Genomic DNA, 12,956 nt, shown 5'->3' on the forward strand with positions numbered 1-12,956 from the left:
GTCACTCTCCCCAGACATAGTTCAACGCGCCGTCCTCTACGCGCGTCGACAGGAACATCAGTCGCGACGCTTTTGGCGCCGGACCTTCAAGCCGATCGCCGCTTTCCATATCGAAGGCGGCACCGTGCCATTGGCAGACCAGCTTGCCGTCCTTGCAGTCGAGCGGCCCGCCGAAATGCAGGCAGACATTGGCGGCGGCACGGACACGCTCGCCGCTGCGCCAGACATGGACCTCGCGGCCGAAGAACGGTGCGATCAGGCTGCCCGTCTGTGGGACGTCGGCGACTTTGCAAATTTCGTGTTTCATGGATCTTTCCCGGATCGATGCAGTTGCATGCATATAGATGCAAGTGCATTGACCGTCAAGCTTGATGCAACTGCATCTACCGCCTAGGATGGGTCATGACCAAAACAACCACGCCTTCGCCCGAAGCCGTCAAGGCCTGGGCCCGCCTGATGCGGGTTTCGCGCCAGCTCATCGAAAAGGCGGAAGAGGCTTTGAAGACTAGCGGCTTGCCGCCGCTCGACTGGTATGACGTGCTGCATGAACTCGCCGAGGCGGGTGAGGGCGGGCTGCGGCCATTCCAGCTGACTGAGCGCACACTGTTTGCGCAGTATAACATCTCGCGGCTTCTGGCGCGCCTCGAGGCAGACGGACTGGTCGAGAAGCTCAGGGCTGCCGATGACGGCCGCGGCCAGACCATCCGCATCTCGGCCAAGGGCCGTCAGACGCGGCGACGGATGTGGGCTGTCTATGGACGGTCGATTGCGGAATTGGTCGGCGCAAAACTCTCCGCGGAGGAGCTGAAGATACTGGCGAGCCTGCTTGGAGAGCTGCGCCATCCACCTGCCGATGATTGATCCGTCAGAACCTCGCCGTTTGCTCGGCGGCTCTCAAGTCAACGATTTTTCTACCTAGCCCCTTGCGTCGAGCATAGGATTGCGCAATATGCCGAACCGTAACGTACGGTACGCCGTTTGAGGCGACCCGGCGACCTCATCGAATGGGCAGGAAATTGTTGCAGGCAAGGGCCGAGATCGATACCAGCGAAGTGCTGACAGAGCGGCAAAAGGCCGTCCTGGACGCGGCCTTGCGGCTGCTGGTCGAGGAGGGCGACAATCTGACCATGACGGCGGTGGCGCGCCGCGCCAGCTGCTCGAAGGAAACGCTCTACAAATGGTTCGGCGACCGCGACGGACTGCTGACGGCGACCGTGCAGTGGCAGGCATCGAAAGTGCGCGTGGTGCCGGTCGACGGTGAGCGGCTCGATCTTGCCTCGCTGACGGCAAGCCTGGAAGGCTTCGCCTCGGACTGGCTGAAGGTGATTTCGAGCGATACCTCGATCGCGCTGAACCAGATCGGAAGAGCACACGTCTGNTGCCGGATCCGGAAAGGACGATCTCGGCGCCATCGTGCTGGAGAATGGCCGTTTCGCGCTGGCCAGACGGCTGAAGCCGGTGCTGCTTGCCGGCAAGCAGGCCGGGCTGCTCGACTTTACGGATGCCGAAATCGCGTTCCGGACCTTTTTCGGGCTGGTCGCCCGCGACGTGCAGATCCGTCTCCTGCTCGGCGACAGGCTGGAATTGACTGAAGCGGCGATCGGCGGCGATGCCGCCCGGGCGACGCAGCAGTTTCTCGCTCTTTATGGAGCAAAAACCGGGCCGCAAGGCCTCTAATCTCTACGGGAAGGAAGCAAAAGATGCGTGTCTACTACGATCGCGACGCCGATCTCAATCTGATCAAGGGCAAGAAGGTCGCCATTATCGGCTATGGCAGCCAGGGCCGGGCGCACGCGCTCAACCTCAAGGATTCCGGCGCCAAGGAAATCGCCATCGGCCTCAAGGCGGGATCGGCGACCGCCAAGAAGGTCGAGGCTGATGGGCTGAAAGTGATGAGCGTGGCGGACGCTGCCAAATGGGCCGATTTGATGATGATGGCGACGCCTGACGAATTGCAGGCCGACATCTACAAAAACGAAATTGCGCCAAACATTCGTGACGGCGCCGCGATTGCCTTCGCGCACGGCCTCAACGTGCATTTCGGCCTCATCGAGCCGAAGTCGACCGTCGATGTCGTCATGATCGCGCCGAAAGGCCCCGGCCACACGGTGCGCGGCGAATACCAGAAGGGCGGCGGCGTGCCGTGCCTGGTCGCCGTCAACCAGGATGCTTCCGGCAACGCGCTCGATCTCGCTCTGTCCTACGCCTGCGGCGTCGGCGGCGGCCGTTCGGGCATCATCGAGACCAATTTCCGCGAGGAATGCGAGACCGATCTGTTCGGCGAGCAGGTCGTGCTCTGCGGCGGCCTGGTCGAACTGATCCGCGCCGGTTTTGAGACGCTGGTGGAAGCCGGCTATGCGCCCGAAATGGCCTATTTCGAGTGCCTGCACGAGGTCAAGCTGATCGTCGACCTGATCTATGAAGGGGGCATCGCCAACATGAACTACTCGATCTCGAACACGGCCGAATGGGGCGAATATGTCTCTGGCCCGCGCATTATCACCGCCGAGACCAAGGCCGAGATGAAGCGCGTGCTGAAGGACATCCAGACCGGAAAATTCACCTCGGAGTGGATGCAGGAATACCGCGCCGGCATGTCGCGCTTCAAGGGCATCCGCCGCAACAATGACAGCCACCAGATCGAGGAAGTCGGCGCCAAGCTGCGCGCCATGATGCCCTGGATTTCCAAGAACAAGCTGGTCGACAAGGCCAAGAACTAACCCGAGCAAAGAGCCGGCGGAGCGATCCGCCGGCTCTTTCATGCCGGTTTATCGATCAGGACGCTCAGCCATAGTGCCAATGCGGCTTCGGCTCGGTGCCGGTGAACTCGACGCCGATGCGGTCGTCGCGGCGCCAGCGCACGATGGCCTTGTAGCCGATGCCGTCGACCGGCACATAGAGCAGGAACTCGTCCGGCACGCGCGCGTCTATAGACACTTTCAGCTCGGCGCCGCCGGCATGCATGTTGCGGACCGTGCACTTGACCTCGGAATTGGTGAGGCCAGTCAGAATCGTCGCGCCTTTCAGCACGCGCTGCCGGTGTTTGTTTCGCAATTCGTTGTCGGCCATGACGGCGTCCTTCGCAACCGGATCGGCGCGATCGTCAGATGGGGCACCGTATCATGGATAGGCTGAGCCGATAAACATATGGTTAGCGGTGACCGAATCCAGCCGTCTTTCCCAAATGAAAACGGCGCCGCGATGGGGCGGCGCCGTCGTGTATTGTCGTTTATAGTTCAGCTGTAGGGCGACCAGCATTGCTGGCGCGGGCCACCATAGGGCTGGAACGTGTTGTCCCAGGCCCGATAGGACCGATAGCGGTCGTAGCACCACTGGACATGGGCGCTGGACAGACGCTGCGTGCGGTAATAGCGCCGGGGCGCCGGCTGCACGTAGTAGCCGTCATTGTAATAGCCGTTATTGTAGTAGCCGTTGTTGTAGATGCTGCCGAGGCCGAGACCCAGGCCGAGGCCGAGAACTGCTGCGGCGCCGCTGTCAAAATCACGGCCGCGATGGTGGCGGTGATGGCGCCAGCGCCAGTTGTCGCCGCCGTTCCAGTTGCCGCCATTCCAGTTGCCGTTGTTCCAGTTGCCTGACCGGGCAAAGCGACGGCCGTCGTGGCGGCGCCACTGCCAATCGTTGAAGGAGCGGCGGTCATTGCCGCCCGCCCAGCTGTCGCGAACCGGTGTGATGTCAGACAATTCGGTGCTTGTCGGCACCGCCAGGTTTGGCTGCAGGATCGGGCCCGCGGCGGATGGCGCCGTGAGACCCGAGAAAAGACCGAGCGCTAACAGCCCGGATTTGACTGTGGACGAAAAGAGCGAGCTCATTGCACTCTCCAAGTGATACAGGCCCCACGCCCGGATACCCCAGGGAAGTGGCCTATTGATGGACCTTGGCGTCTGAACGGAGGATGAACAGAAAGGTTCCATCAGCCATGACGAGCAGCCCTTGTTTTCATTGGCCCTTGCAGGCAAAGGTCAGTCCATGTCGCTGCGCCTCGCCACTTTCAATGTCGAAAACCTGATGAACAGGTTCGATTACTCGGGCTTCCGCAACCAGCTCAACGAAGACCGCACGCTGGCGCTTTTCGACATCCAGAGCGAAGCCGAATACCGGATGCTGGAGCAGGCGCGCGCCATCGCGCAATCCGACGATACGCGCCAGTTGACCGCGCTCGCCATTGCCGCCACCCGTGCGGACATCATCTGCATGCAGGAGGTCGACAACATCGAGGCGCTGAAGGCCTTCGAGTACGGCTATCTCTTCAAGATGGTGGGGGAGGGTTACCGGCAGAAATACACCACCGCCGGCAATGATTCGCGCGGCATCGACGTTGCCGTGATGATGCGCAACGAGACCGCGCAAGGTCAGCCGATCGAGTTCGTGCGCATGACCAGCCATGCCTATGTCACGTTCGAGCAGTTCGGATTGCACACGCCTGAACTCGAGGCGCTCGGCAACCTGGCCAATGAACGCATCTTCCGGCGCGATTGCCTGGAGGTCGACATCAAGGTCGGCGGCGTGCCGCTGACGCTTTACCTCGTCCATTTCAAATCGATGGGCTCGCCGCGCAACGGGCTCGACGGACGCGAGGCGACGATGCCGGTGCGCATCGCCGAGGCGCAAGCCGTGCGCCGCATCATCGAGGAGCGCTTCGGCAAAGAGCACGCAGCCGATAAAAACTGGGCGATCTGCGGCGACATGAACGACTACCGCCAGCGGGTGAAGATCGAGGGCGACGCCGTCGACGGCTACCGCTTCCAGGTGATCGACGAGAGCCAGTCCTGTATCGATGTGCTCACCGTCGGCGGCTTTTGCGAAAACGTCGTCGAACGCCGGCCGGAGATGGACCGCTGGAGTTTCTACCACACGCGCGGGCCGAAGGAGCGGCATCTGTGCCAGCTCGACTACATCCTGCTGTCGAAAGGGCTGGCGGCGAAGAATGCGACGGCGGTTCCCGACATCATCCGCAACGGCCAGCCCTGGCGCACCATCTTTCCGGCGGGACAGGCGGTGGAGCGCTTTCCGCGCGCCGGCTGGGACCGGCCGAAGGCGTCGGACCATTGTCCCGTCGCAATTACCCTGGACATGGCTTGAGCACGGTGAGCTTCGACCTGCCGCGCAACGTCATCCTGCCCGTCGACGAAATCGACGTCCGGCTCGACCCTGGCCCGCATCCGTTCGAGCGCGACAACGCGCAGGCGATCACTGACAACTGGCGGCGCGAGGTCACGGCCAATCCGGCGCTGTTCGACGGCACGGTGGTGCTGCTCTCGGCGCTCGCCTGGCGCGACAACCGGATCGTCGGGCGTTGTCACGCGGTGAAGTACTCGACCTTCCTGCTGTGGCGAAAGAACCGGCAGGGGACGGGCGCCGAGCATGCCTATGGCCACGCCATGCTGGTCGCCGGCGACAACGCCCTGGTGGCGATCCGCATGGGCGCGCACACGGTCCCGGCCGGCAGTGTCTACTTCGCTGCCGGCTCGTTCGAGCCGATCGATTTTCGCGATGGCCGCGTCGATGTCGATTTCAACATGATCCGTGAAGTGCGCGAGGAGACCGGGCTTGACCTGACAGGCGCTGCGCGCGGCAAGCGCTACCATGCGCTGTCGACTTCGACCGGCACGGTCCTCTTCCGCCGCTACCACGTCGATGCGCCGGCCGACGAGATTGCGCGGCGCATCGGCGCCTTCGTCGCGACCGAGACCGAGCCGGAGATCGAGGGGCCGGTGATCATCCGCCACGCCGCCGACCTGCCGGAAGGGCTGGCACCGCATATGAAGCCGCTGGTCGAGTGGCATTTTGGCGGTGGCGGGGGCTAACGGCGCGGATTGTTCAGCGCCGCCTTGCGGTCGTTGCGGGCGGCGACGAGGAACAGGATAACGCCGATGCCCAGCAATCCACCCATGACCATGCCCATCGTCTGGCCGACGACTGCCTGAAAATCGGCGGTGACACGATCGGGATTGGCCATGCCGTAGCGGGCGAGATACCACCAAAGTCCCGCAAGGGCGCCTTCGATGATCACCATCGTCAGAATCAGCCGCGCCTTCTTGCTCATTGCCACTCCTTGACCAGATGCTTTGCTCTAAAATTAGCATCGCAGACCGGACGACAACAAGTATTGCCGATGTCGACAAGCACCCATCCTTGTGGATAGCGGTTGGTTGCGGTGGAGCTGATCTGGCGCTTATTCGTGGCGCAGCGCGTCGATCGGGTCGAGCCTGGCGCCACGGAGCGCCGGGAAGAAGCCGAACACCATGCCGATCAGCGCCGAAAAACCGACGGCGAGCAGGATGACCGCCGGGCTCGGCGCAAACGGTATGGCCAGCGTTGCCGAGGCGAGGCCGGCCAGCGCCAGGCCGATCAGGATGCCGATAATGCCGCCGAGCAGCGACAGCACCGTCGCCTCGACCAGGAACTGGATGAGGATGTGCTTTTCATGCGCGCCGATGGCGAGCCTGATGCCGATCTCGCGGGTGCGCTCAGTGACCGAGNGCGCCAACCGCAAGCCGAAGTCCGATCTCACGGACCCGCTCCGTCACCGTCACCAGCATGATGTTCATGATGCCGATGCCGCCGACCAGCAGGCTGACGCCCGCGACGGCGCCCAGCATGCCGGTCATGGTGGTGGTGGCGCTGGCCATGGCGTCGGCGATCTGGGTCATGTCGCGGATCGAGAAATCGTCTTCGCGGTCCGGCGTGATGCGGCGGGTGTCGCGCAAAACGTCCTCGACTCGCGGCTGCAATTCGGTGGTCGGGGTGCGGTCGTCGGCGGCGACGTAGATGTTGTCGATGTCGCGGTTGCCGGCGATGCGGCGCTGATAGGCGGCAAGCGGCATCAAGACGACATTGTCCTGGTCCTGGCCGAAGCCGGTATAGCCCTTGGGTTCGAGCAGGCCGATGATCTTGCACGAGGTGCGGTTGACGCGGATGATCTCGCCCTCGGGTTCGCCGGCGCCGAAGAATTGCTGGCGCACCGTTTCGCCGATCAGGCAGACGCCGGTGCCCGAGCGTGTCTCCGAGTCGCTGAATGGGCGGCCCGACACCAGCTTCCAGTCGCGGGCGTCGAGATAGGCGCTGTCGGTGCCGGTGACGCCCGAGGTCAGGCTCTCGGTGCCGAAAATGACGCGGACTTGTTTCTGCGACGCCGGCGCAATGGCGCGCGCTCCGGTCAGGTGGGCTACGAGGGCGGCTACATCCTTGTCGGCCAGAGGCCGTACCGCCTGGTCGAGCCCGCCTGGTCCGCCGGTGCCTGCCGGGCGGCCGGAACGGACGACGAGCAGGTTCGAGCCGAGCTTGGCGATGTCCGACTTGACCTTGGCCGTGGTGCCCGAACCGATGGTCAGCATGGCGATGACGGCGGCGACACCGATGACGATGCCGAGCAGCGTCAGGAACGAGCGCAGCACATTGCGGCGGATGGAGCGCAGAGAGAGGCGGACGGTTTCCCAGATCATGACGCCAACTCCGACTTGGCCGTGTCGGACGCGACGTGGCCGTCGAGGAAGCGGATGGTGCGCTCGGCATAATCGGCGACATCGGCCTCGTGGGTGACCATGGCGATGGTCAAGCCGAGCTCCCGGTTCAGCCGCGTCAACAACTCCATGATCTCATGCGTGCGGGCGGTGTCGAGATTGCCGGTCGGCTCGTCGGCGACGAGCAGCGTAGGCCTGGTGACGATGGCGCGCGCGATCGCCACGCGCTGCTGCTGGCCGCCGGAGAGTTCGGCCGGCGTGTGGTGTTCGCGCCCGACCAGGCCGACCTCCGCCAGCGCCTGCATGGCAAGATCGCGGCGCTCGCGGGCCGGCGCGCCGCGATAGATCAGCGGCAGCTCGACATTTTCCGCCGCCGTGTTGCGCGGCAACAGATTGTAACCCTGGAAGACGAAGCCGATATAGAGATTGCGCAGAAGCGCCCGGCGGTTGCGGTCGAGCCGCCCGGCGTCGATGCCCATGAAGGAGTAGGTTCCGGCCGTCGGCGTGTCGAGGCAGCCGATGATGTTCATCGCGGTCGATTTGCCCGAACCGGACGGGCCCATGATGGCGACGAATTCGCCACGCTGGATGGCGAGGTCGACGCCGGCCAGCGCATGGACCTTGGCTTCGCCTTGGCCATAGCTCTTCCAGACCGTGTCGAAACCGATGAGGCCCGCGGCCATGGCGTCAGCTCCGCAGCTGCGAGGTCGTGATAACCTCTGCACCTTCGTCCAGTCCGGAGGTGATCTCGGTCAGTTCGCCGTCGGCGGAGCCGATCTTGACGTTGACCGGGTGCGGCCGGCCGTTCTCCAGCACATAGAGCGTGCGTGAGCCGTCGGTCGGCGCCTTCACCGGCTGGCGGCGGTTGCCGCCACGGCCCATGCGGCCGGTGAACAGATCGCTGAGGCTCCACGCGCGGGCAGCAGGTGCCGATGGCCGATAGCGGAAAGCGGTGGACGGCACGGTGAGCACGCTCTTGGCCTGCCTGGTGACGACCGAAACCGTGGCGGTCATGCCGGGCCGCAGCAAAAGCTCGTTATTGTCGACTTCCAACCGTGCATTGTAGGTGACGACGCCGTCGGTGGTGACCGAGGCGTAGGAGATGTCGCGGATCTCGGCGTCGAACGGCCGCTCCGGAAAGGCATCGACGGTGAAGCGTGCATGCTGGCCTGGTTTGACCGCGCCGATATCGGCCTCGTCGACCGCCGCCACCAATTCCATGTTCCTCAAATCGGCGGCGATGATGAACAGAACCGGCGCCTGCAGCGAGGAGGCGACCGTCTGGCCGGGGTCGACGGAACGCGTCAAGACGATGCCGTCAATCGGCGCATAGATGGTGCTCTTGGCAAGGTCGGTCTGCTGCGCCTTGAGATCGGCCTGGGCGATGGCGAGATTGGCCTGCGCACTATCGAGCGCCGCCTTGGAGCGGTCGCGCGTGGCAGTCGCCGCCTCGAGCGACTGATCGGTCGCCATGCCACGCCTGGTCAGTTCGGCCGCGCGGGTGAGGGCGCTTTCGTTCTCCTTCAGGGTTACCGTGGCGTCCTCGACATTGGCGGCAGCGGCCTTGGCCGAGGCTTCGGCGCGTTCGATCTGGACCTCAAGTTTCACCGTGTCGAGCGTCGCCAGCACATCGCCCTTCTTGACCTGCTGGTTCTCTTCGGCCGACACCGAGCGGATGATGCCGGACAGTTCGCTTGAAATGTCGACCTGGGTGAGGGGCTGCAGCGTGCCGGTCGCCGATACCGCGACGGTGAGGTCGGCAATGGTGGCCGGCGTTGTGGTGTAGTCGATCTTGGCCGGGGAGCCGGCATACCATTGGTAGCCGGCGAGGCCGCCGGCAACGGCGATCAGCGCCAGCAGCGCGTAAAGCCAGCCACGACGGCGCGTCTTGCGCACACCACTCTGGTCAAGCCCAAGCGCCGCCTCGATGGCGGAATCCGATTCCGTCTTTGGCAGATTGACAAGCTGGTCCACGCCGGACCCCTATGAAGCGTAATGTCCCTATATGTGCACAGATCAGGCTTGGTGGTTCGAATATCAAATTAAATTTCGGCCATGTTCGGATTGAGGCGGAAGGTTTTTCAAGATGCAGACCCGCAATTACTTGCTCTACGATGTGTTTACGACGGAGCGGCTGGCCGGCAATCCGCTGGCTGTCGTGCTCGACAGCCAAGGGCTGGATACAGCCGCCATGCAGGCCATTGCGCGCGAGTTCAACCTGTCCGAATCGGTCTTCGTGCTGCCGCCGGACAATCCAAAACATCGCAACCGCATCCGCATTTTCACGCCCGACTATGAGATGCCGTTCGCCGGACATCCGACAGTTGGCGCCGCGATCGCGCTGGCCGAACTGACAGGCGAGGGCGAAGCCGGCATCTTCGTGCTGGAGGAGAATATCGGCCCGGTGCGCTGCGCCGTCAGCCGGCACGATGGCGCCACCTTTGCCGAGTTCGACCTGGCGAAGCTGCCGGAGCCGCTGAAGCTCGATGCCGACCCGGAGGCGATCGGCGCCGCCCTCGGGCTGGCGCCGCACGAGATCGGCTTCGAGAATCACCTGGTGTCGTTCTGGTCGGCAGGCGTGCCTTACGTCACCATTCCGGTTGCCAATCTGGAGGCTGCCGGCCGGATCAAGCTCGACAACCAGGTCTGGTCGGAACTGGCGCCGCGCAAGAGCGAATGGGCCTTCGCCAGCCCGTACGTCTATTGCCGCCAGACGGTGAACCATGACAGCGCCTTCCATGTCCGCATGATCGTGCCGGGTACTCCCTCCTATGAGGACCCGGCGACCGGGTCGGCGGCGGCGGCCTTTGCCGGCGCCATCATGCAGTTCGATGGCCCGACCGACGGCATTTCGCAGCTGTGGATCGAGCAGGGGCTGGAGATGGGCCGGCCATCGCGTATCCGGCTCGAACTCACTGTCGAGGGCGGAAAACTGGCCTCGGCGCGCATCGGCGGCCATGCGGTAAAGGTGGCGGAAGGCAAGCTGTTCGTTTGAGTGGCCCGTGGCTGAGATCGTCGCTGTCGGCGATCCTTCACGCCCCCCTCTGTCCTGCCGGACATCTCCCCCACGAGGGGGGAGATCGGATGTCGCATTGGCTTTCGCCAATCTCCAACGCCGAAAGACAGGCGAAACGGCAAGGCTGCCAATCTCCCCCCAAGTGGGGGAGATGCCCGGCAGGGCAGAGGGGGGCGCTGTCCCGCCGACGACTCTGGTTTTTGCTTCGCTGCAACACTCGAAACCGAAGCCCGGAGCGATTTGTCGGGAAATGATTCCGGCAGGGCTGGACAGGACCGGTATCGGCGGCTATATGCCCGCCAACGCCGGTTTTTGCCGGCCGAGTGGGTGCGTAGCTCAGTTGGTAGAGCAGCTGACTCTTAATCAGCGGGTCCACAGTTCAATCCTGTGCGCACCCACCATTTTTCCGCTGATATTTTGGTTTCCGAGAACGAAGGGATGCCGTTCCTAACGGCTACTCGGTCCCCGCGGCCGCCAAGAGTTCTGCACTTACCAAGCAACAAGCCGTAGCTTGCTCCTTTCGATCTCTGGTACTAATCTGGAGATGGCAGGGGAGGTTTTATTGAGCAAAAAGGATGCTAAAATAATTGAGTTTAAGACCTCGATCGTGAAACACGGAATTGAGGCGGCCACAACTACATATCTTATGGATAGAGTTCCATTTGTTTTTAACAAAGATAGAGAACTATACCGTGAGTGGAAGCGAAAGCTTGGCAAGCTTATAGACATAGACCCTCTAAATATAACTATCATTGGAAGTGGGGGAATTGGCTTCAGCCTTAATCCACATAAGAAATTTAAGTTATTTTCTGCTGATTCTGACATCGATGTAGCAGTTGTCTCTGAGCACCATTTCTCTGTGGCGTGGAGATCTCTCAGGGCAACAAAACTTCCTGATGTTAGATCTTCAAAGGATCGAGAGGCAATAAAAGAGCACAGAAATAACTACATATATTGGGGCTGTATAGCGACCGATAGGGTTTTAAGTTATTTGCCGTTCGTAAGGCAATGGACTGAAGCAACCTCAGCGATGGCTGGCGATAACCCTACCGAAGAACGAGACGTAAAGATACGGCTCTACCGAGATTATGAATCTCTGAGAGCTTATCACATGAGTGGCATGGAAAATCTATTATCAACGTTGATGGCGAGTTGATGGAAAAGAACTTACTGACATCTACGACACACAATATTGCTTGGCTAAGCAAGCGCTATCAGAACGAGGAGCTTCAACTGAGGCCGCCCTTTCAGAGAAACCCTGTTTGGACAGAGCGCCAGAAGTCATATTTGATAGACACTATTCTGAGCGGCTATCCTATTCCTGAATTGTACATTCAGGAATACACCGACGCTCAGGGCAATGACGCGTATGTTGTGGTAGATGGACAGCAAAGAGTGCGCGCCTGCCTCGAATTCATTCGTGGCGAATTTGCCATGTATGGCAAAGATAGCCCGGATTGGGCGGATATGATTTTTGATGATCTGAGTGAAGAAGAGAGAAAGCGAATCTATAACTATAATTTCATCGTGAGGGTCCTGCCTGACATTCCCGATGTTGAACTCAGGGCTATTTTCAGCCGACTGAACCGAAATGTCGTCGCTCTTAACAAGCAGGAGTTGAGACATGCGACTTATTGGGGAGAATTTATCGAGTCGGTGGAAAAGATTTCGGACAACGAGGGTTGGTCGGATGTTGGGTTGTTCACGCCCAATGACGTTCGGAGAATGCTTGATATTGAGTATGTCAGCGAGCTAGCAGTCGGCTTTTTACACGGGCTACAAAACAAGAAAGAGAGCTTGGATAAATGGTATGAGGCGTACGAGAACGAATTCCCTGACAGGCGTCGCATGGAAAAGGTATTCTTGTCGACTCTTCTCGAAATAATAAAGGTTCTTCCGAATATAAGTAAAACTCGCTGGAGAAAGAAGTCTGATTTCTACACACTTTTTCTTCTTTTATCTGAGTCGGCGAGTGATTTTCCTCTGGCTAGTGATGTCAGAATTCAGCTTGGGAAGTCGCTCACGAAATTTGCAGACGACGTTGACGCGTATCTAAGGGACCCCGACGGTAAAGTGGAGTTTCCAAAGTCGATTAGGGATTACAGCGCAGCGGTCGAACGCGCCGCCTCTGATTTGGCGCGTCGGCGGGTTCGTAGGGCAGAGCTGGTGAAGGCGGTCGAGCAAATTATCTAGCAGTCGTCGGACGGACTGTTGGCAACCGCGTTTACTTCTCTGACACGCCAGCCTCGGCAAAACTCGCCATCCTCGCATGGCATTCCAGTGCCGAGCGGACGATGTTGACGGCGAGGCAGGCGCCGGAGCCTTCGCCGAGCCGCATGCCGAGGTCGAGCAGCGGCGGCAGGCCGAGCGCTTCGAGCAGGCGGCGGTGGCCGGATTCGGCTGAGACATGGGCGGCGATGGTGTGGGCAAGGCCGTTGGGGTGCAGCCGCGCCAGGGGT

At 61.4% G+C, this 12,956-nt stretch carries 14 protein-coding genes, 1 tRNA gene and 2 pseudogenes; 9 read left to right on the plus strand and 8 right to left on the minus strand.

From position 1 onward, the window contains the following. Position 1: 1 nt before the first annotated feature. A complete protein-coding gene (locus X726_RS162140) occupies positions 2–307 on the minus strand; it encodes a Rieske (2Fe-2S) protein (protein WP_023668375.1) in 306 nt (101 codons plus the stop codon). A 95-nt stretch (positions 308–402) separates the two neighbouring features. Here X726_RS162140 and X726_RS162135 point away from each other — a divergent pair, with 95 nt between their 5' ends. The 3 genes and pseudogenes from X726_RS162135 to ilvC all read left to right on the plus strand — a co-directional run bounded on the left by X726_RS162135 (position 403) and on the right by ilvC (position 2,720). Further along, entirely contained in the window at positions 403–861 is a 459-nt protein-coding gene (locus tag X726_RS162135; RefSeq protein ID WP_023668376.1) for a MarR family transcriptional regulator, read from the plus strand. Between the two features lie 143 nt (positions 862–1,004). Continuing rightward, positions 1,005–1,677: pseudogene (locus X726_RS01000000166655) on the plus strand (TetR/AcrR family transcriptional regulator). 23 nt (positions 1,678–1,700) lie between these two features. Further along, positions 1,701–2,720, plus strand: a complete 1,020-nt coding sequence (ilvC, locus tag X726_RS162130; protein WP_013531065.1) for a ketol-acid reductoisomerase — start codon at positions 1,701–1,703, stop codon at positions 2,718–2,720. A 64-nt stretch (positions 2,721–2,784) separates the two neighbouring features. On the opposite strand, the gene X726_RS162125 is transcribed toward ilvC, so the two are convergent. Further along, positions 2,785–3,069, minus strand: coding sequence for a PilZ domain-containing protein (locus tag X726_RS162125; protein WP_023685169.1), 285 nt, complete (start codon positions 3,067–3,069; stop codon positions 2,785–2,787). Positions 3,070–3,236: 167 nt separating this feature from the next. Then, on the minus strand, positions 3,237–3,830 hold the full coding sequence (locus X726_RS162120) for a BA14K family protein (RefSeq protein ID WP_023668378.1): 594 nt from the start codon (positions 3,828–3,830) through the stop codon (positions 3,237–3,239). A gap of 157 nt (positions 3,831–3,987) precedes the next feature. Between X726_RS162120 and X726_RS162115 the strand changes: the two genes are divergently transcribed. Next, positions 3,988–5,100: an endonuclease/exonuclease/phosphatase family protein gene (locus X726_RS162115; protein WP_023668379.1), complete on the plus strand. Its 1,113-nt coding sequence runs from the start codon at positions 3,988–3,990 to the stop codon at positions 5,098–5,100. A 5-nt stretch (positions 5,101–5,105) separates the two neighbouring features. Next, complete coding sequence (locus X726_RS162110; protein WP_023668380.1) at positions 5,106–5,825, plus strand: hypothetical protein; 720 nt, start codon at positions 5,106–5,108, stop codon at positions 5,823–5,825. Here the strand turns inward: X726_RS162110 and X726_RS162105 are convergent. The 4 genes and pseudogenes from X726_RS162105 to X726_RS162095 all read right to left on the minus strand — a co-directional run bounded on the left by X726_RS162105 (position 5,822) and on the right by X726_RS162095 (position 9,455). Next, positions 5,822–6,064, minus strand: a complete 243-nt coding sequence (locus X726_RS162105; RefSeq protein WP_023668381.1) for a hypothetical protein — start codon at positions 6,062–6,064, stop codon at positions 5,822–5,824. The two genes, X726_RS162110 and X726_RS162105, sit on opposite strands and share 4 nt — an antisense overlap. 129 nt (positions 6,065–6,193) lie before the next feature. Then, positions 6,194–7,463, minus strand: a pseudogene (locus X726_RS01000000166660) (ABC transporter permease). Continuing rightward, a complete protein-coding gene (locus X726_RS162100) occupies positions 7,460–8,164 on the minus strand; it encodes an ABC transporter ATP-binding protein (RefSeq protein ID WP_023668382.1) in 705 nt (234 codons plus the stop codon). Before X726_RS162100 ends, X726_RS01000000166660 begins: the two are co-directional and overlap by 4 nt. Before the next feature lie 4 nt (positions 8,165–8,168). Further along, the gene (locus tag X726_RS162095) at positions 8,169–9,455 is read right to left on the minus strand and encodes an efflux RND transporter periplasmic adaptor subunit (RefSeq protein WP_023668383.1); all 1,287 of its coding nucleotides are present in this window, start codon (positions 9,453–9,455) and stop codon (positions 8,169–8,171) included. 112 nt (positions 9,456–9,567) lie between these two features. Here X726_RS162095 and X726_RS162090 point away from each other — a divergent pair, with 112 nt between their 5' ends. The 4 genes from X726_RS162090 (at position 9,568) to X726_RS162080 (ending at position 12,690) form a co-directional block, all read left to right on the plus strand. Next, complete coding sequence (locus X726_RS162090; RefSeq protein ID WP_023668384.1) at positions 9,568–10,476, plus strand: PhzF family phenazine biosynthesis protein; 909 nt, start codon at positions 9,568–9,570, stop codon at positions 10,474–10,476. A gap of 346 nt (positions 10,477–10,822) precedes the next feature. After that, a tRNA-Lys gene (locus X726_RS162085) sits at positions 10,823–10,898 on the plus strand. Positions 10,899–11,059: 161 nt separating this feature from the next. Further along, on the plus strand, positions 11,060–11,653 hold the full coding sequence (locus tag X726_RS1000000170380; RefSeq protein WP_198037281.1) for a hypothetical protein: 594 nt from the start codon (positions 11,060–11,062) through the stop codon (positions 11,651–11,653). Next, positions 11,653–12,690, plus strand: coding sequence for a DUF262 domain-containing protein (locus X726_RS162080; protein WP_023668385.1), 1,038 nt, complete (start codon positions 11,653–11,655; stop codon positions 12,688–12,690). The genes X726_RS1000000170380 and X726_RS162080 overlap by 1 nt, the downstream gene beginning before the upstream one ends. Before the next feature lie 31 nt (positions 12,691–12,721). Here the strand turns inward: X726_RS162080 and X726_RS0134610 are convergent. Beyond that, positions 12,722–12,956 (minus strand): nicotinate-nucleotide--dimethylbenzimidazole phosphoribosyltransferase (locus X726_RS0134610; protein ID WP_031214665.1); only part of this gene is annotated, 235 nt, incomplete at its 5' end.

This window comes from Mesorhizobium sp. LSJC285A00 (genome assembly GCF_000503155.1).
Classification (GTDB): domain Bacteria; phylum Pseudomonadota; class Alphaproteobacteria; order Rhizobiales; family Rhizobiaceae; genus Mesorhizobium.